Source organism: Burkholderia sp. BC1, from assembly GCF_052683555.1.
The window spans coordinates 35230-58625 of the sequence record NZ_JBQYLP010000030.1; the positions used below are offsets into that span (position 1 = coordinate 35230).

At 67.1% G+C, this 23396-nt stretch carries 22 protein-coding genes; 8 read left to right on the forward strand and 14 right to left on the reverse strand.

The window, feature by feature from the left end; genetic code table 11:
• Positions 1–9 precede the first annotated feature (9 nt).
• From ACSHSS_RS16600 to ACSHSS_RS16615, 4 genes are all read right to left on the reverse strand, one after another.
• Entirely contained in the window at positions 10–1227 is a 1218-nt protein-coding gene (locus ACSHSS_RS16600; RefSeq protein WP_261532418.1) for a mandelate racemase/muconate lactonizing enzyme family protein, read from the reverse strand.
• Complete coding sequence (locus tag ACSHSS_RS16605) at positions 1224–2546, reverse strand: MFS transporter (RefSeq protein ID WP_261532419.1); 1323 nt, start codon at positions 2544–2546, stop codon at positions 1224–1226. Before ACSHSS_RS16605 ends, ACSHSS_RS16600 begins: the two co-directional genes overlap by 4 nt.
• Before the next feature lie 104 nt (positions 2547–2650).
• Positions 2651–4075 (reverse strand): aldehyde dehydrogenase, encoded by a 1425-nt coding sequence (gene aldA, locus ACSHSS_RS16610; RefSeq protein ID WP_177321996.1) that lies wholly within the window; start codon positions 4073–4075, stop codon positions 2651–2653.
• Between the two features lie 301 nt (positions 4076–4376).
• A complete protein-coding gene (locus tag ACSHSS_RS16615) occupies positions 4377–5315 on the reverse strand; it encodes a LysR substrate-binding domain-containing protein (protein ID WP_039222907.1) in 939 nt (312 codons plus the stop codon).
• 226 nt (positions 5316–5541) lie between these two features.
• Here ACSHSS_RS16615 and ACSHSS_RS16620 point away from each other — a divergent pair, with 226 nt between their 5' ends.
• The 3 genes from ACSHSS_RS16620 (at position 5542) to ACSHSS_RS16630 (ending at position 7298) form a co-directional block, all read left to right on the forward strand.
• Positions 5542–6417: a LysR substrate-binding domain-containing protein gene (locus tag ACSHSS_RS16620; RefSeq protein WP_006397718.1), complete on the forward strand. Its 876-nt coding sequence runs from the start codon at positions 5542–5544 to the stop codon at positions 6415–6417.
• 327 nt (positions 6418–6744) lie between these two features.
• Positions 6745–7002, forward strand: coding sequence for a type II toxin-antitoxin system ParD family antitoxin (locus ACSHSS_RS16625; RefSeq protein WP_006397719.1), 258 nt, complete (start codon positions 6745–6747; stop codon positions 7000–7002).
• Between the two features lie 2 nt (positions 7003–7004).
• The gene (locus ACSHSS_RS16630; RefSeq protein ID WP_310678121.1) at positions 7005–7298 is read left to right on the forward strand and encodes a type II toxin-antitoxin system RelE/ParE family toxin; all 294 of its coding nucleotides are present in this window, start codon (positions 7005–7007) and stop codon (positions 7296–7298) included.
• A gap of 276 nt (positions 7299–7574) precedes the next feature.
• On the opposite strand, the gene ACSHSS_RS16635 is transcribed toward ACSHSS_RS16630, so the two are convergent.
• The 7 genes from ACSHSS_RS16635 to fae all read right to left on the reverse strand — a co-directional run bounded on the left by ACSHSS_RS16635 (position 7575) and on the right by fae (position 13806).
• On the reverse strand, positions 7575–7925 hold the full coding sequence (locus tag ACSHSS_RS16635; RefSeq protein ID WP_261532421.1) for a hypothetical protein: 351 nt from the start codon (positions 7923–7925) through the stop codon (positions 7575–7577).
• A 47-nt stretch (positions 7926–7972) separates the two neighbouring features.
• Positions 7973–8329: a hypothetical protein gene (locus tag ACSHSS_RS16640; protein WP_006397722.1), complete on the reverse strand. Its 357-nt coding sequence runs from the start codon at positions 8327–8329 to the stop codon at positions 7973–7975.
• A complete protein-coding gene (locus tag ACSHSS_RS16645; protein WP_261532422.1) occupies positions 8326–9051 on the reverse strand; it encodes a hypothetical protein in 726 nt (241 codons plus the stop codon). The genes ACSHSS_RS16640 and ACSHSS_RS16645 overlap by 4 nt, the downstream gene beginning before the upstream one ends.
• A 200-nt stretch (positions 9052–9251) precedes the next feature.
• The gene (locus tag ACSHSS_RS16650) at positions 9252–10586 is read right to left on the reverse strand and encodes an MFS transporter (protein WP_261532423.1); all 1335 of its coding nucleotides are present in this window, start codon (positions 10584–10586) and stop codon (positions 9252–9254) included.
• Positions 10587–10752: 166 nt separating this feature from the next.
• On the reverse strand, positions 10753–12204 hold the full coding sequence (locus ACSHSS_RS16655; protein WP_060040188.1) for an NAD-dependent succinate-semialdehyde dehydrogenase: 1452 nt from the start codon (positions 12202–12204) through the stop codon (positions 10753–10755).
• Between the two features lie 14 nt (positions 12205–12218).
• Positions 12219–13241 carry an aldo/keto reductase gene (locus ACSHSS_RS16660; RefSeq protein ID WP_035953704.1) on the reverse strand — a complete coding sequence of 341 codons (1023 nt, stop codon included), beginning with the start codon at positions 13239–13241 and terminating at the stop codon, positions 12219–12221.
• A 40-nt stretch (positions 13242–13281) separates the two neighbouring features.
• Entirely contained in the window at positions 13282–13806 is a 525-nt protein-coding gene (fae, locus tag ACSHSS_RS16665) for a formaldehyde-activating enzyme (protein WP_006397727.1), read from the reverse strand.
• A 332-nt stretch (positions 13807–14138) separates the two neighbouring features.
• Between fae and ACSHSS_RS16670 the strand changes: the two genes are divergently transcribed.
• Complete coding sequence (locus tag ACSHSS_RS16670; protein WP_035953708.1) at positions 14139–15056, forward strand: LysR family transcriptional regulator; 918 nt, start codon at positions 14139–14141, stop codon at positions 15054–15056.
• Between the two features lie 496 nt (positions 15057–15552).
• Entirely contained in the window at positions 15553–16113 is a 561-nt protein-coding gene (locus ACSHSS_RS16675; protein WP_059843801.1) for a hypothetical protein, read from the forward strand.
• 97 nt (positions 16114–16210) lie between these two features.
• On the opposite strand, the gene ACSHSS_RS16680 is transcribed toward ACSHSS_RS16675, so the two are convergent.
• Positions 16211–17086, reverse strand: coding sequence for a LysR family transcriptional regulator (locus tag ACSHSS_RS16680; protein ID WP_006397730.1), 876 nt, complete (start codon positions 17084–17086; stop codon positions 16211–16213).
• Positions 17087–17227: 141 nt separating this feature from the next.
• On the opposite strand from ACSHSS_RS16680, the gene ACSHSS_RS16685 reads away from it, so the two are divergent.
• From ACSHSS_RS16685 to ACSHSS_RS16695, 3 genes are all read left to right on the forward strand, one after another.
• Positions 17228–18547 carry a DUF3422 family protein gene (locus ACSHSS_RS16685; RefSeq protein WP_261532424.1) on the forward strand — a complete coding sequence of 440 codons (1320 nt, stop codon included), beginning with the start codon at positions 17228–17230 and terminating at the stop codon, positions 18545–18547.
• A 30-nt stretch (positions 18548–18577) separates the two neighbouring features.
• Positions 18578–18784, forward strand: a complete 207-nt coding sequence (locus tag ACSHSS_RS16690) for a hypothetical protein (RefSeq protein ID WP_155817082.1) — start codon at positions 18578–18580, stop codon at positions 18782–18784.
• A gap of 549 nt (positions 18785–19333) precedes the next feature.
• Positions 19334–20815 (forward strand): SulP family inorganic anion transporter, encoded by a 1482-nt coding sequence (locus tag ACSHSS_RS16695; protein ID WP_261532425.1) that lies wholly within the window; start codon positions 19334–19336, stop codon positions 20813–20815.
• A gap of 41 nt (positions 20816–20856) precedes the next feature.
• On the opposite strand, the gene ACSHSS_RS16700 is transcribed toward ACSHSS_RS16695, so the two are convergent.
• Both ACSHSS_RS16700 and speB read right to left on the reverse strand, forming a co-directional pair.
• A complete protein-coding gene (locus ACSHSS_RS16700) occupies positions 20857–22338 on the reverse strand; it encodes an aldehyde dehydrogenase family protein (protein WP_261532426.1) in 1482 nt (493 codons plus the stop codon).
• A 35-nt stretch (positions 22339–22373) separates the two neighbouring features.
• On the reverse strand, positions 22374–23324 hold the full coding sequence (gene speB, locus ACSHSS_RS16705) for an agmatinase (RefSeq protein ID WP_200021223.1): 951 nt from the start codon (positions 23322–23324) through the stop codon (positions 22374–22376).
• Positions 23325–23396 lie beyond the last annotated feature (72 nt).

Genomic DNA, 23396 nt, shown 5'->3' on the forward strand with positions numbered 1-23396 from the left:
CCTTGGTGCTCAGCCTTTCGCCGGCGCAAGATCCTTCACGTCGACGGGCTTCTCGCCCATCTGCAGGTGCAGTCGTTCGCCGGTGTAGGGCGTGTGGCGCTTCACGACCTCCATGTCGAGCTCGATGCCGAGGCCCGGCTCGGTCGACGGGATGATGTAGCCGTCTTCCCAACGAATCGGCGTCTTCACGACTTCCGCGTGGAACCCGCCCCAGGTCATGATGCTTTCCTGGATCAGGAAGTTCGGCGTGCAGGTCGCGAGCTGGATGCTCGCGGCCGCGCCGACCGGCCCGTTGTACAGGTGCGGTGCGATCTGCGCGTAGTGCACTTCGGCGAGCGTCGCGATCTTCTTCGCTTCGAGCAGGCCGCCCACGCGCGCGACGTTCAATTGCAGGATCGATGCGCCGCCGGCCTGCAGCAGCTTGTGGAACTCGTACTTGGTGGTCAGGCGCTCGCCGGTCGCGATCGGAATCGACGTATGCTGCGCGACCTGCGCGATCGCTTCTTCCTGGCCCGGCGGCACGGGTTCCTCGAACCACAGCGGGTCGTATTTCTCGAGCCGCTTCGCGAGCCGGATCGCCGACGACGGCACCATCTGCCCGTGCGTACCGAACAGCAGGTCGGCCTTGCTGCCGACGGCTTCGCGCACGCGCCGGCAGAACAGCTCGCAGCGGTCGAGCACTTCGAGCGAGAGCTGGTGGCCCGAGTAGGCCGTGTACGGGCCGGCCGGATCGAACTTGACGGCCGTAAAGCCGAGCTTCACGTTCTCGGCCGCGCATTCGGCCGCGAGATCGGGATCGTCGTAATCGTATTCGCCCCGCGCGTTCTTCGGGTACAGGTACGTGTACGAACGCAGGCGCTCGTGAATCCTGCCGCCGAGCAGTTCATACACGGGCTTGCCGGCCGCCTTGCCGATGATGTCCCAGCACGCCATCTCGAGGCCGCTGACGACGCCCATCATCGTCAGGTCGGGCCGCTGCGTGAAGCCGCTCGAATACGCCTGGCGGAACAGCCGCTCGACGTGGTGCGGATCATGATTCAGCAGGTAGCGTTCGAACACGTCGTCGATGATCGGCCCCATGGCGCCGGGGCCGAACGTCGCCGAGTAGATCTCGCCCACGCCTTCGATGCCGTCGTCGGTCTTCAGCTTCACGAAGATCCAGTACATCCCGCCGACATGCGGCGGCGGCACGGCGACGATATGGGTTTCGAGCGAAACGATCTTCATGCGGACTCCTGGATGCGGTTGAGGCGGTATCTGAGGAACGCGGCGGCGCCCGCGCCGCACAGCGCGATGGCCGCGATATAGCCGAAATAGAGCTGGTAGCCGTGCGCGCCCGGATAGGCCTGCGTCACGTAGCCGTTGATCAGCGGCACGAACACGTCGGGCGAATAGCCGAGCACCGAGATCAGGCCGATCGCGAGGCCGGCGCAATGGCCAGGCACCCGGCAATCGTCGAGCAGCGACCAGTACAGGCCGCGAATCGCGTAGGTGAGGATGCCGATGAACAGCACGAGCACGACGAGCATCGCCTGCGGGCTGTGCGCGGGCGCGACGATCAGCCCGATCAGCGACAGCGCGGCAAGCACGAGCGCCCAGAACAGGACCGACACCTTCGACATGCGATCGCCGAGGAAGCCGCCGCCGATCCCGCCGATCGGGCGCATCCAGAGCTTCAGCGTCGTGATGAAGCCGGCCGCCGTCGCGCTGAGCCCGAAGTTGCCTTCGTGCAGATAGGCGGAGAAGCTGTAGGTCGCCCAGAACACCTGGTAGCCGCAGAACACGATCGCGGCGACGAGCCACAGCTCGGGAATTGCCGCGAGCGTCTTGAGGTCGGCCAGCACATTGCCGCGGCGCGGCTTCGCGGCGGTCGTCCGGTCGCCGGCGCGCGCCGGTTCGCGGATCAATGCGAGCAGCACGCCGAGCGCGATGCAGAAGAACGCGTACAGATGCACGACGAGCGTGAAGCCGGCTGCGTCGGTGCCGCCGCGCGTTTGCGTCACATAGGCGAACAGCGTGATCGCGACGGTCGCGAGCAGCGCCTCGACGAGGCCGCGGCCGCCGTCGAGCAGGCCGAAGAAGCGACCCTGTTCGTCGGCGCCCGCGATCATGTTCACGCGCTTGATGACGGCGGCCCAGAACGTGAGGCCGGTGGTCAGCCCCCAGCCGCCGAAGATCAGCACGAGCGTGTGGAACGACGGTCCGGTCGCATAGACGAGCCCGAGCGCGCCGGTCGCGAGCAGCGAGAAGCAGATCAGCCAGCGCGGCGACAGGCGGTCGGCGAGCCAGCCGCTCGGCAGATAGCTGATCAGGAAGATTGTGCCGAGCGACGAATACAGATAGCCGAGCTGCACGTCGTCGATGCGGAAGAAGTGCAGCATCGTCGGCTGGTACACCTGGCGCAGGTACAGCATCGGATAGATCGCGCCCGCGGCGATCACGAGCAGCAGCAGTTGCAGATAGCGCTGCGTGCGCGAGTCGCGCGACGCACGGGCGTCGGCGGCCGACGCGAACGACGGGGCGGGTGTCGACGGTTGGGTCGGCATGGTGTCTTCCTCCATCAGACGTCCGTTCATGCGGAGGCCTGCAGATTTTTTATGGTCGGGTTGGTCAGGGGCGGCGCACGCGCCGGCAACGGCGCGGCGGCCGGTCAGTACTTCATGACGACGAGGCGCGTCTGCGTGAATTCGAGCATGCCGTGCTTGCCGTCGTCGCCGCCGAGGCCCGAGCGTTTCCAGCCGGCATGGAAGCCCTGGTACGGATCGGCCGGCGTGCGGTTGACGTACAGCTCGCCCGCTTCGATGGCGTTCGCCACCTTCATCGCGGTGCGGTAGTTCTCGGTGTAGAGCACCGACGACAGACCGAACTGATGGTCGTTCGCCAATGCGATCGCTTCGTCGATCGTCGTGTAGCGCAGCACCGGCATGATCGGGCCGAAGGTTTCCTCCTGCACGATCTCCATGTCCTGCCGCACGCCGGTGAGCAGCGTGGCCGGGTAGAAGAAGCCGGGGCCGGCCGGAATCGTGCCGCCGGTTTCGAGCGTCGCGCCAGCCGCGATCGCGCGTTCGACCATCCCGTGGATGTGCGCGCGCGCCGCTGCGCTGACGAGCGGGCCCATCCGCTTGGCGTCGGCGGCGCGGTCGCCGATGCGAACCGCCGTCATCTTGTCCTTGAGCAGCGCGACGAAACGATCGTGCACGCTGTCGTGCACGTACACGCGCTCGATCGCCGTGCAAAGCTGCCCGCAGTGCGTCGTCTTCGACGCGACGAGCGCGGCTGCCGCGCGTTCGAGATCGGCGTCGGGCTCGATGATCGCCGGCGTCTTGCCGCCGAGTTCGAGCGAGGGCTTCGCGATGTTCGCCTTGCAGTAGTCGAGTACCTTGCGGCCCGCGTTCACGCTGCCGGTCAGCGTGATCATCCCGACCGCCGGATGCGTGCACAGCGTCTCGGCCGTCGCATGGTCCATCGTCAGGATGTTGACGACGCCCGGCGGGAAGCCTGCTGCATCGACCGCCTTCGCGATCTCGAACGCCGATACCGGCGTGTGGTTGCTCGGCCGCACGACCACCGTGTTGCCGGCGATCAGCGCGGGCGCGATCTTGCGCAGCAGCGTGTAGACCGGGAAGTTGAACGGGATCAGGCACGCGACGACGCCGATCGGCTCGCGCTGCAGGAACAGGTTCTCGTCGGGCGTGTCGCTCGGAATGATCTCGCCCTCGATCCGGCGCGCCCATTCCGCGTGATAGCGCGTGATCTGGCCCGCGTAGACGGCTTCGTTCGACGCATCCTCGACGCTCTTGCCCGATTCCTGCGCGAGCGCCGCGCCGATTGCGGGCGCCTGGTCGGTCAGCGCATCGGCGAGGCGGTGCAGAAAGGTCGCGCGCTCGGCGCTCGGCAGCTTGCGCCACGCCTTCTGCGCGACGGCCGCGGCGTCGACGGCGGCGAGCGCGTCGGCCGGCGTGGCGGCGGGCACGCGCGCGAACGGCGCTTCGGTGGCGGGATTGTGGACGACGATGAACACGTCGCTTTCCGGGGCGACGAAACGGCCGTTCACGTAATTGCGTTCGGTGCGCATGAAGAGGCTCCTCCGATGGATGCGGGCGGATCGCTTCGGGTGGCGACCGCTGCACGGGACAGGAGCCATTCTGATCATGCGTTTATCGCACGACAAACGACTTATTTTCGCGTCGAACGTGAGAAAAACGCACGTTACTCGGGCGGCAGCCCGGAATCGCCCGCCGGACAGGGCGAGTGCGGCGGCGCGCGGCCGGTGCGGCCGGCGGCTCGGCGCATTTTCCAAGTGGTCCTAATGCGGACGGGCGCTGAAGCCGATAAGGTGTTGCGATGCGGCGGCGTGTGGGATGCCGCGGAAGCCCCTAACGCAGCGGCATCTGCGGCAGCGGCGACGACGGTTCGAATTGACGCTTCGCGAGCCACACTTCCTGTTGCAGCCAGTCGCGGAACTGCACGATGTGCGGCAGATTGGTCTGCTCCGGGCGCGTGACGAACCAGTACGACTGGTGGCCGTCGACGTGCACGTTGAGCACCTGCATCAGCTGCCCGGTCGCGAGTTCGCGCGCGACCATGTGACGGTCGGCGATCGTGATGCCGAGCCCATCGATCGCGGCGCGGATCGCGTGATCGAGCAGGTCGAATTCGTAGCCGCCGCGCGTGTCGACGTCCGTGATGCCGGCCGCCTTCAGCCAGTGCTGCCAGGTCAGGTAGCGCTGGTCGTTGGTCGCGAGCACGTGCAGCAGCGTGAAGCGGTTCAGGTCGATCGGCGCATCGTCCTGCCGCAGCCGCGCGTAGAGTGCGGGCGCGCAGACGGCGATGTGCTGCTCCTGCATCAGCAGCGCGTTGTCAAAGCCGTCCCATTCGCCGTCGCCGAAGCGGATCGCGCAGTCGAGCACGCGCGATTCGCCGAGGCTGTCGTGGATGCGCGTCGTCAGGCTGAGCTCGAACTCCGGATGCGCGTCGCGCAGCCGGCCGAGGCGCGGCATCAGCCAGCGCGCGGCGAAGGTCGGCGGCACGTTCGCGCGCAGGCGGTTCAGATGGGTCTTTTCCTGCAGGCTGCGCACGGTCAGCTCGATCTTGTCGAATGATTGCTGCAGCGCGCGCAGCAGCACGCGGCCGGCCGCCGTCAGTTCGAGCTGGTGATGGCGGCGCTCGAGCAGCGTCTCGCCGAGCTGCCCTTCGAGCTGACGGACCTGGCGGCTCACCGCGCTCTGTGTCACGTTCAGCAGTTCGGCGGCTCGCGTGAAGCTGCCGGTGCGGCCGGCCATCTCGAAGGCTTTCAGCGCGTTCAGCGCCGGCATCTTGCGTCTCACGGGGCGGGGCGTCGTTCGGTGCGGGATGCTTATTGTATGCAGCCGCCCGGCCCGATGCGAGAGGGCGCGACGGCGGCGCGCCATGACCGAATCGTCGGCGCCGGACATCGGGGTTTTCACCGCCTGCCGCGCGCGGCGCTTTTCTGCGATAAAGCTGCCCGCAAGTGTGCCGGCGGGCCGACCGGCAGCGAGACGGAAACAAGGAACACACATCATGCGACGCCTGCCATCGTTGATCGCGCTGCGATTTTTCGAGGAAACCGCGCGTCATCTGAGCTTCAATCGCGCGGCCGTGTCGCTGTGCGTGACGCAGGGTGCCGTGAGCCGCCAGATCCGGTTGCTCGAGGATGCGCTCGGTGTGCGGCTGTTCGAGCGCGACCACAAAGGCGTGCGCCTGACGGAAGCGGGGCAGCGTCTGCTGCCGTTCGTCGGGCAGGCGTTCGACACCATCGAGCGCGGCATCGGCGAGGTCGCCGCCGGGCGCCCGGGCGCGAAGCGGCGCCTGACGGTGTCGCTGCCACCGACCTTCGCGACGCAATGGTTCTCGCCACGACTCGGTACGCTCGCAGAAGCGCTGCCGGACGTCGAACTGTCGATCCGCACGGAACCGGCCGACGATTGCCATTGCCACATCCGCTTCGGCCGCACGGTGCGGCCCGGGATGCAGTCGGAACTGCTGATGATGGAGCGGCACGCGCTGGTCGGTGCGCCGCGCTATCGCGGCGACACGCTCGATGCGCTGTTCGGCCGGTTGCCGTCGCTGCACGTGCTGCACGAGGGCAAGCGGCTGACGCTGTGGGCCGACTGGTGCGAGCAGGCAGGTGTCGATGCCGCACGGATCGGCGACGGCATCGAATTCTCGACGCTCGAACAGGCGATTCGCGCCGCGCGCAAGGGCGCGGGGCTCGCGGTGGTCGACCTGAACATGATCGAGGAGGAGATCGCCGAGGGCAGCCTCGTGCGGTTGTCGCCGGTGCAGCCGATCGGGCCGTTCGGGTATTGGCTCGATATCGAGCCGGAGAGCGTCGCGCTCGAGCATGTGACGGCGTTTGCTGCCTGGTTGAGAGGGCAGGCTGCGAGGAAGGGGTAGGCGTGCGGGGATCGTTGCGGGCCGCGGCTCGCCGCGTGTGGCGGCTGGCCGGTTCCAGAGGGTGACTGACGTTATCCATCGGGGCGACTTGTGACGTGGCGATGTCGTCGATCATGATCGGGGTGCGGACGGCGAAATCGGGAATGGCTGCGCCGACGAAGGCAAAGCGGCGCCGCATGTCGGCGAACATATCCGATACGCGTGCCGCACCATCCGCCCGGTCGAAAAGGGGCGAAGTCGAGACTCATCAGGAGGGCCCGTTCTTGATAATAGTTGATAATCCGGCTAACCTGCCCGCATCGGAATCCATGCCGCACGGAGGGCAACATGATCAGTGCCGACCTTGGCCCGCAGCTGGAAAGCTACGTCGCGAAGCTGGTCGAGTCGGGCCGTTACGGGTCCAAAAGCGAAGTGCTTCGCGAAGGGGTGCGATTGATCCAGGATCGCGAAGCACAGCTGAGCGCACTCGATGCCGTGATCGCGCGCAGCCTCGCCGATGCGGACGCGGGACGCGGCGCAGAAGCGGCGGACGTGTTCGATCGTCTGGAAGCGAAGTATCGAGCGCAGGCGGATCGTCAGGCGTGACCGTGTGCCTGTCCGGTTTTGCGATAACCGAACTCGAGCTGATCGCCGATTACATCGCGCGCGACAATCCGCAACGCGCGATCACGTTCGTGCGGGAGCTTCGCGAAAAATGCCTGAGCCTTGCCGAGATGCCGTTCGCGTTTCCACTGGTGCCGCGCTTCGAAGCTTACGGCGTGCGGCATCGCGGATACGGCAATTTCCAGATTTTCTATCGGGTCAAAGGCGATCCTCCCGTGCAGATCGACGTGCTGCATGTGCTGCACGGCGCACGGGACTACGCAAGCATTCTGTTCTGAGCTTGGCGGCGGATTTTCCGCCTTCTTTCGTTCGAGAAAAGGCGCTGGGTGCGTGGCGGATGCAGCGCGTCCCGCCTTCTGCATCCGGCCCATCGATGATCGGGGAGGGGGTAAGGGCGCGGATTTCGGACGCGGCTGAACGGTTGGAGGAAAGGATCGGTTCGGTCCGCGTTTGCCGTGCCGGGCTTCCCGTTTCTGGATCTGTCAACGATCGTTTCGGAAGCAGGCGCGGCGAAATCGTTACCGGCCTGAGCCGCTTCTTTTCCGCGTGGCGGGTTACCGGTCGGGATCGAGGCCGAAGTGCGCGAGTGTTTGCCGGCGCGCCATGGCTTCCGCTTCCGCGTCCGAGAAGATGGGCAACTGGCACTTCGAGAGATCGATGCGTCCCACGTTGAAGACGGCTCGTCGTTGCGGAACGGCCGGGGCGGTAGCCGCCCGTACGTTGTGCTCGATGGCGGAGTTGCGCATGACCCGCGCGAGGCTGTGATGGAGTTCGCGTGTGACGAGTGCGTCAAGGAGACGGCGCGCCTCCGAGAGGCGAACGGGACGATGTTGGTTCATCGGTCGGCCGCGCTTCGCGGGACGCGCGATCCGGAACCTGGTGATCGGCATGTGCCTTTCGGTCATTCGTCAATCCTCTTTTCGATCAGCTGTTTCTGCAGCGCCCGCACCGGCTACAGGTCGGGATCGAGTCCGAAGTGCGCGAGCGTTTCCCGGCGGCCTCTCGCCTTCGCTTCGGCGAGTGTGATGACACGCAGCGTGCTCTTCGAGCGATCGATGCGCGCTACGTCGAAGACTTTCCTTTGCGGGAGCACCGGCGGCGTGTCAGGGCGCGAGACGCCGTGCCCGGCGGCAGGCATGAGCGCGGCCGGCATCCCGCCGTCGTCGCGGCGTCCGCTCGCGACGAGCTCGCCAATGAGCTGCCGTATCTCCGAGAGGCGAATCGGCCGATTCTCGTTCATCGCGCGATTGCGCCTCGCGACCGGCTTCGCGATCCGGAAGCCGGCAATCGGACAGTGCTTCTTCGTCATGCGTAAATCCCCTTCTCGATCAGGTAGCGTTGGAGCGTCAGCACCGAATCGCCATGCGGTGCAACGTCGAACGTCATCCAGCGATGAGACCCGGCGACTCGCCAGAAGTCGCGCCCGAATCGCGTGCCGTAGAGCGCGCGCAGCGATCGAAGCGAACCGTCGGCCAACCTGGCCGGATAGCCGCGGAAATACTGAAACAGCGTGGCCTCATCACCGTGCCGATCCGGAATCGGCGCATCGAAGCCGAACCGTGGCCATGCGTAGTACCCGTAAAGCCGCGGGCCACCGGGTTCCGGCGCGGCTTTGCGCCCCCCTACCGCGAAGGCGATGATCCAGGCGATCCCCAACTTAGCGCATGCGCGGACGATCCGCCAGAGCATTACCGCGCCGAGTCCGGCGACAGCGTTGTCGACGAGATCGATCGCTCCCAGTTCGAGTACGGACGTGTCTGAAGTCTGAAGCACGGAGACACGATTCTCCGACTCAATCAATGTCGGGTGGGTGACGGCTAGAGTCAACCTGTCCGCACTGTCGAGATAGGCCTGAATCTCCGCCCCGGCCGGCGCACCGCACAACGAAACGAGCAGCTCGTCGGAGACGTCGCCGTCCACGCCGAGCAATGCGGGTATGTCGAGATCGCTTCGATCGACCGCGAGCCGATCGTCGAAGTACGTGGTCTCGTACGGCAGAACATGACTGAGATCGACACGCTGGGTGGACATGGCCGGGGACGAAGGGGCAGAGTCCCCAGCATATCGTCGAGCATCCGGGCCGCCGAGTCAGCCGAACGGCCAGGCAGCAGGCCGAACGGCGTGCGGGCGCGCCGCATTCATAGCGGCCCGGCGCCGCTACGCCGCGCTTCGGCCGCCGTTTTCGCCCGTGCGTCGCGCACGCAGCCGAAGCGGCCCGCCTCACGTGTCCCTCAATGCCCCGACGCCTGCTCCAGCGTCAGATGCTTCGTCTCCGGCGCCCACGCGATCGACACGATCATCCCGACCAGCAGCACGCCGGCGAGGGCGAACATCGTCGCGTGGAAGCCGAGCGTCGCGATGCCGACCGGCAGCAGGAACGTGCCGACGGCCGAGCCGAGCCGGCTGCATGCGATCGCGAGCCCGACGCCGCACGCGCGCACTTCGGTCGGGAAGCATTCGGGCGGAAACACGCCGACGAGATTGCTGAACGCCGACATCGTCAGCGTGAAGATTGCGAATGCGACGATCATCGCGACGGCCGCCGACGCCGGCAGCACCGCGAGCGCAACGAGCGATGCGCACGTCACCGCGAACGAACCGATCAGGAAGCCGCGCCGCGACATCCGGATCGTGAGCCAGATCCCGATCAGCGCGCCGAGCACCAGAAAGCCGTTCAGCAGCAGATCTGCGCCGAAGCCTTCGGCGAGACCGATCGTTTTCAGAATCGTCGGCAGGAACGTGTAGATCGCGAAATACGGAATCACGAGGCACACGAAGAACGCGCAGTTGAAGAGCGTGCGGCGGATCAGGTCGCGATGGAACAGCCGCGCGAAGCCACCGTGCGCATGCGGCTCGATCGTGCCGTCGAGCATCACGTGCGGCCCGAAATGTTTCGCGACGATCGCGCGTGCCTCGCGCTCACGGCCCTTCCCGAGCAGCCAGCGCGGCGACTCGGGCGTGCCGATTCGCAGCACGAGCACGACGAGCGCCGGCAGCGCCGCCGACGCGAGCAGCCAGCGCCATGCGTCGGGTGCGACGTCGCTGTATGCGAGGCCGAGCACGTTCGCGGCGACATAGCCGATCGTCCAGATCACGCTGAACGAGCCGAGCAGCGCGCCGCGCTGCTTGCGCGGCGAGAATTCGGCGAGGATCGCGTGGCCGACCGTGAAGTCGCCGCCCATCCCGAAGCCGATCAGTACGCGCAGCACGCAGAGTTCGAGCGGCGAGCTGACGAAGAACTGCGCGAACGCGGCTGCCGTGATGATCACGAAGCTCGTCAGGAAGATCTTCTGCCGGCCCATCCGGTCGGACAGCCAACCGAACACGAGGCTGCCGAAGAAGATGCCGATCAACGCGGAACTGCCGATCATCCCCATCCAGAACGCATCGAGCGGCATCTGCTTGCCGAGCGCGGCCAGCGCGTAGCCGATCGTGCCGAGCGTATAGCCCTCGGTGAAGTGCGCGCCGAACGTGAGCCCGGCGATCTTCACGTGAAAACGATTGAGCGGCACGTCGTCGAGCGCGACGGCGCGATGCGGCGCATCGGCGCCGCGCGAAAGCGGCATGGCGCGTGCCGTGCCGGATGAAACGTTGGCTTGAGTCAAGCTGCCTCCTGAATTGTTGTGTGTATGCATGCGGCGCGCGGAGGCGAAACGCCGCTGCGAAGCCGTGCAGGGCGTCGCGCGTCCGGACGGCGCGCGGCGCGGATCGACCGCCGGGAGCGGTCGGTGATCAGCGGCCGAGACCGGCCATCAGCGTGTACTTCAGTTCCACATATTCGTCGAGACCGTACTTCGACCCTTCGCGGCCGAGCCCCGATTGCTTGACGCCCCCGAACGGCGCAACTTCGGTCGAGATGATCCCGTCGTTGACGCCGACCATCCCGCTTTCCAGTGCGCCGGACACGCGCCACGCGCGGCCGAGGTCGCGCGTGTAGAAATACGCGGACAGTCCGAACGGCGTGTCGTTGGCCGCGGCGATCGCCTCTTCTTCCGTGGCGAAGCGAAAGCATGCGGCGACCGGGCCGAAAGTTTCCTCTTCGGCGATCAGCATGTCCGGCGTCATGTCGATCAGCACGGTCGGCTCGTAGAACGTGCCGCCCAGCGCATGGCGCTTGCCGCCGGTGACGACGGTCGCGCCCTTGGCGGCGGCATCGGCGACGTGCCGCTCGACCTTGTCGAGTGCGGCATCGTTGATCAGCGGGCCCTGATCGACGTCGCCCGCCAGCGCGTTGCCGACGCGCAGCGTGCTCACGGTGTCGGCGAGCTTGCGCGTGAATGCGTCGTACACGCCATCCTGCACGAGGAAGCGGTTCACGCACACGCAGGTCTGGCCCGTATTGCGGAACTTCGATGCGATCGCGCCCGCGACGGCCGCATCGAGATCGGCGTCGTCGAACACGATGAACGGTGCATTGCCGCCGAGTTCGAGCGACAGCTTCTTCAGCGTGTCGGCCGACTGCTTCGCGAGCAGCTTGCCGACGCGCGTCGAGCCCGTGAACGACAGCTTGCGCACGACGGGCGAATGCGTGAGCGCTTCGCCGATCGCGACCGCATCGCCGGACACCACGTTGAACACGCCGGCCGGCACGCCAGCGCGCTCGGCCAGCATCGCGAGCGCAAACGCGGACAGCGGCGTTTCCTCGGACGGCTTCAGCACCATCGTGCAGCCGGCCGCGAGCGCGGGGCCGGCTTTGCGCGTGATCATCGCGAGCGGGAAATTCCACGGCGTGATGGCCGCGACGACGCCCACCGGCTCGCGCGTGACGACGATCTGCGCATTCGGCTTCGGGCTCGGGATCACGTCGCCGTACATGCGCTTCGCTTCTTCCGCGAACCATTCGAGAAAACTGGCTGCGTACGCCACTTCGCCGCGCGCTTCGGCCAGCGGCTTGCCCTGCTCGCGCGTCAGCAGCTCGGCGAGCGCGTCGCGATGCTCGAGCATCAGCTCGCCCCAGCGCTTCACGCGTGCGCCGCGCTCCTTTGCGGTCAGCGCACGCCACGCGGGGAACGCATGTGCGGCCGCGTCGATCGCGCGCTGCGCATCGTCGGCGCCGCCTTTCGCGACCATCGTGATGGTTTCGCCGGTCGCCGGATTCAGCACCGCGTAAGTGGCGTCGCTTGCCGCATGCGGCTCGTACCATTCGCCGCCGATGTAATGGCCGCTCCTCAGAAATTCGCTCATCGTGATGGGTTCCTTCAGTCAACCGCGAAACTGCCCTGCGCCGGACGCGGCGTGCGCGCGATGCGCTTGCCGGCCGTGTAGTCGTTGATCAGATCGCACGGCGTGTAATTGCGTTCGAGTTCGTACAGCTCGTCTTCGGTGAGCTGCGTTTCGAGCGCGCCGAGCGCGCTGTCGAACTGCTCGACGGAATCGGCGCCGACCAGCATGCTCGCAACGCCCGGACGGCTCAGCACCCACGCCTGCGCGATCTGCGCGGGCGGGACGTCGCGCCGCTTCGCGACCTTCGCGACCGATTCGGCGATCGCGAGCGACGACGCATCGCCATACATTTGCGCGGTGAAGAAGTCGGTCTGATTGCGCGTCGATTGCGGCTCGCAGGTGAGCAGGCCGCGTGCTAGCGGGCTGAACACCGACACGCCGACGCCCTGGTCGATGCAGTACGGGATCATTTCGCGCTCTTCCTCGCGATAGGCGAGGTTCAGCTGCAGCTGCATGTTGATCGGCTTGTCCCAGCCGTTGCGCTCACAGGCCTGCATGATTTTCGCGAACTGCCACGTGTACATCGTCGATACGCCGATATAGCGCGCCTTGCCGGCACGCACGATGTCGTGCATCGCGCTCATCGTTTCCTCGACGGGCGTGTTCACGTCGAAGAAGTGCAGCATGAAGATGTCGACGTAATCCATCCCGAGGCGCTTCAGCGAGCCGTCGATGCCGTCGAGCACATGCTTGCGCGAGTGACCGCCGGCGTTCGGATCGCTGCCCATGTCGTAGCCGACCTTGGTCGTCACGACCAGCTCCTCGCGGCGCGCGTTGCGCTTCAGGATGCGGCCGACCACTTCTTCGCCGACGCCGGTCGAATAGAAATCCGCGAGATCGATAAAGTTGACGCCGGCGTCGAGCGCGCGGCGCACGATCGGCTCGCTCTGCGCTTCATCGAAGATCCAGGGCTTCCATTGCGGCGTGCCCATGTTCATCGTGCCGAGACACAGGCGGGACACCTTCAGGCCGGACTGGCCAAGGCGGACGTATTCCATGTTTCCTCCAGATGCGGCCTGTGTCGGCCGCTTGTCGTCGTCAGTTTTTCTTCGGCGTGTAGAACGGGTTCGATACGTCGCGCGCGGCGGCGAACACGGCGTCGCGATGCGGCAGCCCTTCCATCGCGGCGACGATCGCGTTGCGGCACGCACGGTAGTTGTTCTCGAACACGGCGTCGAGATCGTCGGTCTTCGGGTTCACCCAGTTCGCCGACACGACGACCCAGTCGTTCTCCGCCTCGGGCGGCAGCGTGCCGTTCTCGAGCGCTTCGGCCACCGCCTTCGCGATGCCGGCCTGCGATGCGCCCCACGTCGCATTGCCGTGGAAGTCGCCGTCGATCTGCGCCTTGTTCACGTACAGCGTGAGCGGCTTGGTCGGCACGCCCGGTTGCGCGATCACGACGAACGGCGCATGGCCGGCCGACGGCGTGGCGAGCGCGGTGGCGAACGCCTGTCCGGCCGGGCCGTTGCGCGGGCCGATCAGCACGTTGATGTGCGCGAGGTTGACGCCGGGGCCTTCGAAGCCTTCGCCGATGTAGAGCTGTCTGGGTTGCTGTGCGGTCATTGCGATGTCTCGTCGATGAGGTTGGGTGTGCAGCGATTGTGGTGGGCCGCGGCGCGGCCGGTGAATCGATGTTTTCTGATCGGGGTATGAGTTTTCGTCGTCTCCGGGAAAGCCCTGAATCCCGCCCGGAATCGCCCGCTGGACGGACGCGCGCAGCCGCCGCGCGGATGCGCGGGACGGTGCGGGCGGGCAGACGGACGGGTGCCGGCTCCGGGTTTGTCATACCCGGGCAGGGGTGGAGGGTCGGCGGCGTTTGGACAACAATCGGCCTACCTCGAATCCCGAGCCCCATCTTTCGTCCTCCCTTCCATTTTCGAAAGCGAGTAATTCCGATGGCTGCCATTCAGAAGCCCGATTGGTCGAAGCTCAGTTCGCTCGATCCCGAGCTGATCCGGGCATTCGTCGCGGTTGTCGAGAGCGGCGGCTTTACCTCGGCGGCGCGGCAACTGCATCGCACGCAGTCGACGATCAGTCTGCGGATCCGCACGCTCGAGGAACGGCTCGACACGCATCTGTTCATGCGCAACAGCCGGCGGCTGGAACTGTCGCGCGATGGCGAGAACTTCCTGATCCATGCGCGGCGGATCATCCAGGTGCAGAACGACGCGATCATCGCGCTGAAGCAGAGCAGCAGCGACCGCGGCATCGTGCGCTTCGGGCTGCCCGAGGATTACGCGGAGCTGTGGCTGCCCGACCTGCTGAAGTCGTTCTATGCGCTGCGACCGGGCGCACGCCTGCATGTGCATTGCCGGATGTCGCTCGAACTGCTCGAACGGCTGCACGCCGGCGAGCTCGACGTCGCGCTGATCGTGCGGCATGGGGCGGCGCCGGGCGGGCGATTGCTCGGCAGGCACGACGTAGTATGGGCCGCGCATCGCGATTTCGCGCTCGACCGCCATGCGTCGGTGCCGCTCGCGCTGTTCCCGGAAACGTGTTGCTACCGGCAGCGTGGCCTGCAGGCGCTCGCGACGATCGACCGGCCGTTTCATGTCGTCTACACGAGCCAGAGCCCGACCGGCATCAAGATCGCGGTGAACCACGGCGCGGCCGTGACGATGATCGATCGCTGCACGCTGCCGGAGAACTGGCGCGTGCTCGACGAGGCGGACGGGTTTCCGTCGCTGCCGGCGGCCGATCTGGAACTGCATCGCTCGCCGGGGATCTGCGATCCGCTGACCAACGATCTCGTGTCGCTGATCGAGGCGATGGTCGACGAGCGGCGGCGGGTATCGGTCGAGGCATTTGCCTAGTCGCCGTCGAGGCCGCTTGGCGGGGGCCGTGCGGCGGTTCCGCTCGGGGCGCATGACGTTTTTGCACGAGCAGGCCGCTTTTTTGCACGGCCTTTATGTCGGCTGTCGCAAGCTTGCTACATCTTCAACAGCCGACCTGCTGCGTCGGTCGACCGCCGCCATATGTCCCTTTCCTGCCGACCGAATCGCCATCGCGGTTTTTGCCACGTGGTGCAGTTGCACTACCCGCGCGGGGCCCCGCCGGGCGCGCCCCGCGAGGCCGGCCGCCGCGCGCGAGGGCTTTCGCCGAAAAGCCCGTACCCGACCCGAAAAACGCTTTTCGGCCGCCGGCGAGCCGCACACACTGTCCTCCGCCGCGCCGCACCGGCCGCGGCCGGGGAGGAACGGCAATTGCTGTCTATCCATTCGCCGCCCGCGCGTCGCATGTCGCGTCAGCCGGCGGCTCACGTCGGTGCGCCGCGGCGTGCGCGGCGCTGGCCCAAATAACGGAGGGTTCATGTACCTCACGGAAGAAGTGCATATTGCGCGCCCGGTCAGCCGCCGCGCGCGTGTCGAGGCGCTGCCGTCGGGCAGGCAGCTTGCCCGGCAGATCATGATGACGGTTCGCGCGGCGGACGTGCTGCTACGCCAGGCGATCCAGGTGCCCGACCGACACCAGTGGTCGGTGGATACCGAACGCGTCGACGCAGCGGGTGGCCCGCTTGCCGCATGGGACTCGCACGTCACGTTCCGCGTCGCGAAGGCATTCGAGCCCGGCGTCGACGCGAACGCGCGTGCGGCGGACCCGCATCAGGTGGCCGTCGAGATCCGGCTGTTTCTTCCCGAGCAGGCCTATGTGGCCGAGCGACGTATCGGCGTGTTCGGCCGACGTCACGGCAACCACTTCGGCGCGACGCTGTCGGTCACGGCCGGCTCGCAATGGGGCGGCCGCCGCGTCGAGTTCGTGCCGCCGCCCGGACGGCACGTGCGCGGCGACACGCTCGAAGCGCTCGTCGACGCGGTCGCGCCGATCGTCAACGCGGCGCTCGCGATGACCGGCTTCGGCGTGCCGAAGTGACGGCGCACCAGGCGCCACGGCGTCGCACGGCAGGCTGCGTTGCCGCCGTGCCGCGCATCGCGGGGCCGCGCCGCATGCGATACGGCGTGCGGCCTCGCTACGCGTCGCCGGCCTGCCCGGTCTGACGCTGCAGATCCTCCATCAACTGTTCGGCGAGAAAGTCGCACGGCGGACGTTTCGATTTCGTGCTGCGCGCGAGAATCAGTTCGAGCGGCGGCAGGTCCGGCAATCCATGCGACCGGCCGAGCATCGACAGCTGCGCGGGAATCGCGCAGCGCGCAAGCGGCGCGACCGCGAGACCCGCCTCCACCATGCTGAGCAGGCCGAGCAGGCTCGGGCTTTCATACGACGTCCGGTACGGCACCTTCGCGCGTTCGAGGCTGCGGATCGCGTTCTCGCGCGCGACGCTGCCGGGCATGAACACCGCGATCGGCAGCGGCCGTTCTTCCCACACGCGCGGGCCGTTCGTCATCGCGGCCCACGCCATCGGCTCGTGGCGCACGAAATCGCCCGATAGCCCCTTCACACGCGTGCCGCACACGAGATCGACGGTGCCGTCCTTCAGCAGCGGCGCGAGCGCGCTGCTCGGCAGCCCGATCACCTGGATCTCGACCTTCGGATAAGTCGCCGAGAATTTCTTCAAGACCGACGGCAACAGCGACGACGCATAGTCGTCCGGCACGCCGATCACGACCTTGCCGGTCACCTCCGGCCGCACGACGGCCGCCCACGCCTCGTCGCGCAGCGCGAGCATTCGTCTGGCGAAACCGAGCAGCACCTCGCCTTCGCGCGTGAGCACGATGCTGCGCGGCTTGCGCACGAACAGCGGGCGGCCGATCGCGTCCTCGAGGCTCTTGATCTGCATGCTGACGGCGGACTGCGAACGGTTCACGGCTTCGGCCGCACGCGTCATGTTGCCGGTCTCCGCGACGGCGACGACGGTGGCCAGCACGTCGTGATCGAGCATCTTCATCGGTATCAGGAAAATTGAAGGTAACGATCAACATTATGCGTTTTTATTGTTGCTATGTGTCTGCCATAGTGGAATCAAGCCGGCCGTATCGTCCCGATGCCGCACGGCGTGCAGCACTGAACAGGAAAGCGTGGTGTATCGATGATCGACCATCCGTTGCGCGCCGCACTGGCCGCCGAATTGCATGCCCGGCCGTTTCTGCGGATCGCCGAAGCCGTGTCGCTCACCCATTACGCGGTCTACGCGGACGGGCAGCCCGATCTGCACGAAACGCTGCTGCACGCGCTGTGTCGCGACACCGGCATGGCCGCGCCGCATGAAGGCGCGACGCACCATGCGGCGCAATCGCGCTGCGGCTGGTATCTGAAGTGGGAGCGCCACACCGAGTTCTCGACGTTCACGTTCGTCGCGCCGCGCCGCGACACCGGCTATTTCGACGATGTTGCGATCGAAGGCATTCCGGCCGCGTGGTTTGCGCGGCTCGCGGGCATCCGCTTCGTCGCGGTGCGCATGGAGCTGCTGTCCGGCGACGCCGCGCGGCTCGTGTGCGCCGATCTGCGGCGCTGGATCGACGGGCCCGTGCTCGTCGGCAGCAACGTGCTCGGCGGCGGCAAGGTGTTCTGCGACTGGCACGTGCGCGACGACGGCTTCATGCGCTTTCTCGTCGTCGACGACGATTTCCGCGAGGAGCAGGGCGGCCGGCTGCTGCAGCGGCTATACGAGATCGAGACGTACCGGATGATGGCGCTGCTCGCGCTGCCGGTCGCGCGCCGGATGAGCGGCGAGCTCGACGAGATCCACGCGTCGCTGCACGCGCTGATGCAGCAGATGGATGCGGGCGGCGCCGGCGACGACGATGCGTCGCTGCTCGTGAAGCTCACGCATCTCGCGGTGCGCGTCGAAGCGCTGTCGGGCGCGGGCGGCCGGTTCAGCGCGTCGCGCGCTTACGAGAAGCTCGTGCTCGCGCGCATTCAGGAACTGCGCGAGGAGCGCATCGAAGGCATGCCGACGATCGCCGAATTCATGGAACGGCGCTTCGCGCCCGCGATGGAGACGTGCCGCAGCGTGTGGGCGCGTCACGAACAGATCGCCGCGCGCATCGCGCGTGCGGTCGATCTGTTGCGCACGCGTGTGAATCTCGCGCAGGAGAAGGACGTCACGCGGCTGCTCGCCGGCATGGAGCGCACCACACGCAATCAGCTGCATTTGCAGCATGCGGTGGAAGGGCTCTCGGTCGCCGCGATCTCGTACTACGTGCTGTCGCTCGCCACCGCCGCCTTCAAGGCGCTGCACGTGATGAAGCTGCCGGTCGATCCCGAGCTCGCCGAAGGCTTGCTGATCGCACCGGTGGTGTTCGCGGTGATCCACATCACGCGGCGCACGCGCGCGCAGCTCGCGCACGCGGAAGCCGCACACGACGGCGGCGCCGTGCGAGTCGCCGCATTGAAGCAGGCAAGCTAAAACAAACGACTACGTATCAAAGGAACGGAGATGACTTTTTCGCTGAACCCATCCGAATTGCTCGACGGCTTCGACGGTTTCGACGGTTTCGACGAGCCGATGCACGATCACGCCGGCGCGCCGGAAGAGGCGCACGTGACCTCGTATCAGGCCGTGCTGCAGGAGCCGATGGTGTCGCTCGTCGGTAGCGTCGATCGGCCCGACGTCGCATCGGTCGCGATTCTCGGATACAACTGACGCGCGGCGTATAGCACGCATCGCGCGCACCGCGACGGCGACGCTGCGCGGGCGTCCGCAGGACGGACGTCCGCGTGGCGATGCTTTGCTTTTCGCAGTCGCATATCGTGCGGGCCCGCATCCGCGCGCGCTTCCTTTCCGCCTCCTGAACGAAGGCACGCCCGTCAGGCGTGCACATGCCGACCGCCGGTGGTGCAGCACATCGGCGTAAAGCCGGGCTCCGTCTGGACGCCGCGTACCGCTTTGCGTATCATGTTGCGCCGCAGCGCAATGCTGCGGTCTTCCGTTCATCGCCTTCCCGAGACACCTATGTAGCGCATCGCGAACTGCCCATCGTCACATTCAGCCTGACCGACAGGGGGTTCGCGGATCCACTGCGCGCAGCGGCCCGGTATCGTTCGCCGCGCGTGCGCCCATCCGACTTTCGACGTGCATCGGCCACGCGCTTGCGCGCCCGGTCGATATGGCGACTTGTGCGTCGCCGTGGGCGTCGAACGTGCGAACCGCTCCGCGGTCGCCCCGTCCTTTTCATTTGCGCTTTCAGTCATCATGCAGACTCGTTCCTTGCGCGACGAATGGTTTTCGAACGTACGTGCCGACATTCTGGCCGGCGCCGTCGTCGCTCTCGCACTCATCCCCGAAGCGCTCGCGTTCTCGATCATCGCGGGCGTCGATCCACAGGTCGGCCTTTATGCTGCATTCAGCATTGCGGTGGTTACCGCGATCGCGGGCGGGCGCCCCGGCATGATTTCCGCCGCGACGGGCGCCGTCGCACTCGTCATCGCTTCGCTCGTCAAGTCGCACGGCGTTCAGTACGTGCTCGCGACCGGCATCCTCGCCGGCGCGCTGCAGATCGGCGCCGGCCTGCTCGGGCTCGGCGCGCTGATGCGCTTCGTGTCGCGTTCCGTCATGACCGGCTTCGTCAACGCGCTCGCGATCCTGATCTTTCTCGCGCAACTGCCGCAACTGCACCACGTGCCGCCTTACGTGTATGCGATGGTGGCGGGCGGCCTTGCCATCATTTATCTGTTTCCGCGCATCACGCGCGCGGTACCGTCGCCGCTGGTCTGCATCGTCGTGCTGACGGCGACGTCGATCGCGCTGCATCTGCAGGTGCCGACCGTCGGCGACATGGGCGCGTTTCCGGACCGCCTGCCCGCATTCGCGCTACCGCAGGTGCCGTTCACGCTCGATACGCTGCGAATCGTCTTTCCGTACGCGGCCGCGGTCGCGGTGGTCGGACTGCTCGAGTCGCTGATGACGGCCGCGATCGTCGACGAGTTCACCGACACCTCGAGCAACAAGAACCGCGAGTGCCGCGGTCAGGGAATCGCGAACATCGTCGCGGGCCTGCTCGGCGGGATGCCGGGCTGTGCGATGATCGGGCAGACAGTGATCAACATCAAATCCGGCGGGCGCGGGCGTCTGTCGACCTTCGTCGCCGGCGCGTTCCTGCTTGTGCTGGTCGTGTTCCTCGGCCCGTGGGTCAGGCAGATTCCGATGGCCGCGCTCGTCGCGGTGATGATCATGGTATCGATCAGCACGTTCGACTGGCGCTCGATCGCGAATCTGCGCACGCATCCGAAAAGTTCGTCCTGCGTGATGCTCGCCACGGTCGCAGTCGTCGTCGCGACGACCAATCTCGCGATCGGCGTGTTCGTCGGCGTGCTGCTGAGCGCACTGTTCTTCGCATCGAAAGTGACGCGCGTGTTGTCCGTCGACTCGTCACTCGACGATGCGACCGGCGAGCGACGCTACGTGGTGCGCGGGCAAGTGTTCTTCGCGTCGTCGGAGGCGTTCGTGTCGGCATTCGATTTCCACGAGCAGGTGCGTGCGGTGCGGCTCGATCTGTCGCATGCGCACTTCTGGGACATCACCGCGATCGACGCGCTCGACCGCATCGTCCACAAGTTCCGTCGGCATGGCGTCGATGTGGCGGTCACGGGCCTCAATCGTGCGAGCGCAACGATGATCGACAAGTATGCGACGCACGACAAGTCGCCCGCGCGGGCCAGCGTACCGTCGCACTGACAGCTGGCACGAAGCCGGTGCGCGGCCGCGCGGCGACACCGTCAATCGACCGCGCGCATCACGTGCCGCAGTTCCTGATAGCTGCGCAGGCCATCGACGCCGAGCTCGCGTCCGATGCCGCTCAGCCCGAAGCCGCCCCAGCAGACGTGCGGATAGATGAGCTGCGGCGCGTTGATCCACACGAGCCCTGCGCGCACGCGTGCCTGAAACTGCCGCGCGGCCGCCGCGTCGCGCGTCACGACGGTCGCGACGAGCCCATAGCGCGTGTCGTTCGCGAGCGCGATGGCCTCGTCGTCGGTGCGGAACGATTTCACGCACGCGACCGGGCCGAACACTTCGTCGGTCCACAGGACGTTGTCCGCAGCCGGCTCGGCCATCACGACGGGCGCCATGAAATAGCCGTCGCGGCCCGTATCGGCCACGCGTCCGCTGAAGGCGACGCGTGCGCCGGTGTCGATGCCCTGTTGCAGCATCGCTTCCACACGGGCGCGCTGCGCGGCCGAAATCAGCGGCCCCATCGCGACATCGGCGACATCCGGCGGCGCGACGACGAGCGCGCGCACGGCCGTCTCGAACGCGGCCATGAAGCGGCGATACACGCTGTCGTGCACGAGGATGCGCGCGGTGGCCGAACACATCTGCCCGGCGTTCGTGAACGCACCGGCGACGGCGAGCGACACCGCGAGTTCGAGATCGGCATCGTCGCGCACGATCAGGGCGGACTTGCCGCCGAGCTCGAGCGTCACGCGTTTCATATCGGCGGCCGCGGCGCGCATGACATGACGGCCGGCCGCGGTGCTGCCCGTAAACGAAATCTTGTCGATCTGCGGATGCGCGGTCAGCGCCGCGCCGACGTCGGCGCCGCCGTTCACGACGTTGACGACACCGGCCGGCACGCCGGCCGCGGCGACGATCTCGAGCAGCGCATGCTCGGCCGGCGAGGTCAGCTCGGACGGCTTCAGCACGACCGTGCAGCCGGCCGCGAGCGCGGGCGCGAGCTTCCACGCGGTCGTCACCATCGGGAAGTTCCACGGGACGATCAGCGCGGCGACGCCGACCGCGTCGTGAAAGCGCTCGGCGGCGAACGACGCGTTGGGCAGTGCAACGGCGTCGGCCGCGAACGTCGCCGGGTCCGCGCACAGCGACGCGTAGTACGCGAACGTGGCGGCGACGTCGCCGACATCGGCGTCCGCTTCGAACGGCGGCTTGCCGCTGACCTGCATTTGCAACGCCGCGAGCCGCGCGCGTTCGGCTTCGACGCGTTCGGCGATCGCCGCGAGCAGCCGGCCGCGCTCGGCGGGCGGCGTATCGCGCCAGCCCGCGAACGCGTCGCGCGCGGCGCATACCGCGTCGTCGACGTGCGCGGCCGTCGCGAATTCCTGCCAGCCGATCGTCGCGCCGGTCGACGCGTTGAAGATCGGCGCGCCGACCGTGTCGGAATGCGTGCGAACCGCACGGCCGGCGATCTGCGCCGCGGGCAGCACGAGCGTCGCGGCGGAAGGGGAGCGTTCAACGGTGGACATGAGGTTGATCCTGTCGGTCGGTGTTCGGTTTCGGGTCAGCGGTACGCGACGCCGGGCATCACGCACAGCATCTCGAACGCGAGGTTTGCGCCGACGAGCGCCGTGGTGCCGGCCGGATCGTACGGCGGCGACACTTCGACGAGATCGGCGCCGACGATGTTCAAGCCCTTCATCCCGCGCACGATTTCGAGGCCCTGCTGGACGGACAGCCCGCCGATCTCCGGTGTGCCGGTGCCGGGTGCGAACGACGGATCGAGGCCGTCGATGTCGAAGCTCAGATAAACGGGCGTGTCGCCGACGCGCTCGCGCACCTGCGCCATCAGCGGTGCGAGCGATTGGTTCCAGCATGCTTCGGCCTGCACGACGGTGAAGCCCTGCTCGCGGCACCAGTCGAAATCGTCGGCGTGATAGCCGGTGCCGCGCAGCCCGATCTGCGTGACCTTGTCGCATTGCAGCAGCCCGTCTTCGACCGCGCGGCGAAACGGCGTGCCGTGCGCGATCTTTTCGCCGAACATCGTATCGTTGACGTCCGCGTGCGCATCGACATGCACGACGGCGACCTTGCCGTACTTCCGGTGCAGCGCGCGCAGGATCGGCCAGGCGATCGTGTGATCGCCGCCGAGCGTGATCGGGCGGCAGCCGTTCGCGACGATCCGGTCGTACGCCTCCTCGATGCGGCGCACCGAATCCTTCAGGTCGTACGGGTTCGTCGCGACGTCGCCGATGTCGGCGACTTGCAGCGAATCGAACGGCGCGGCGCGCGTGGCCATGTTGTAGGGGCGCAGCAGCACCGATTCGGCGCGGATCTGGCGCGGGCCGAAGCGCGACCCCGAGCGGTTCGACGTGCCGAGGTCGAGCGGCACGCCGACGAAGCATGCGTCGAGGCCGTCGGTCGTGGCGGCCTGCGGCAGGCGCATCATCGTGGCGATGCCGCCAAAGCGCGGCATCTCGTTGCCGCCCATCGGTTGGTTCAGTTCGCGGTGCATGGGGCGTCTCCTCTGTGCGATCGAAAGCGATCGGCCGATGGTAGAGGAGAACGCAGGCGCGAAGATTTTGAA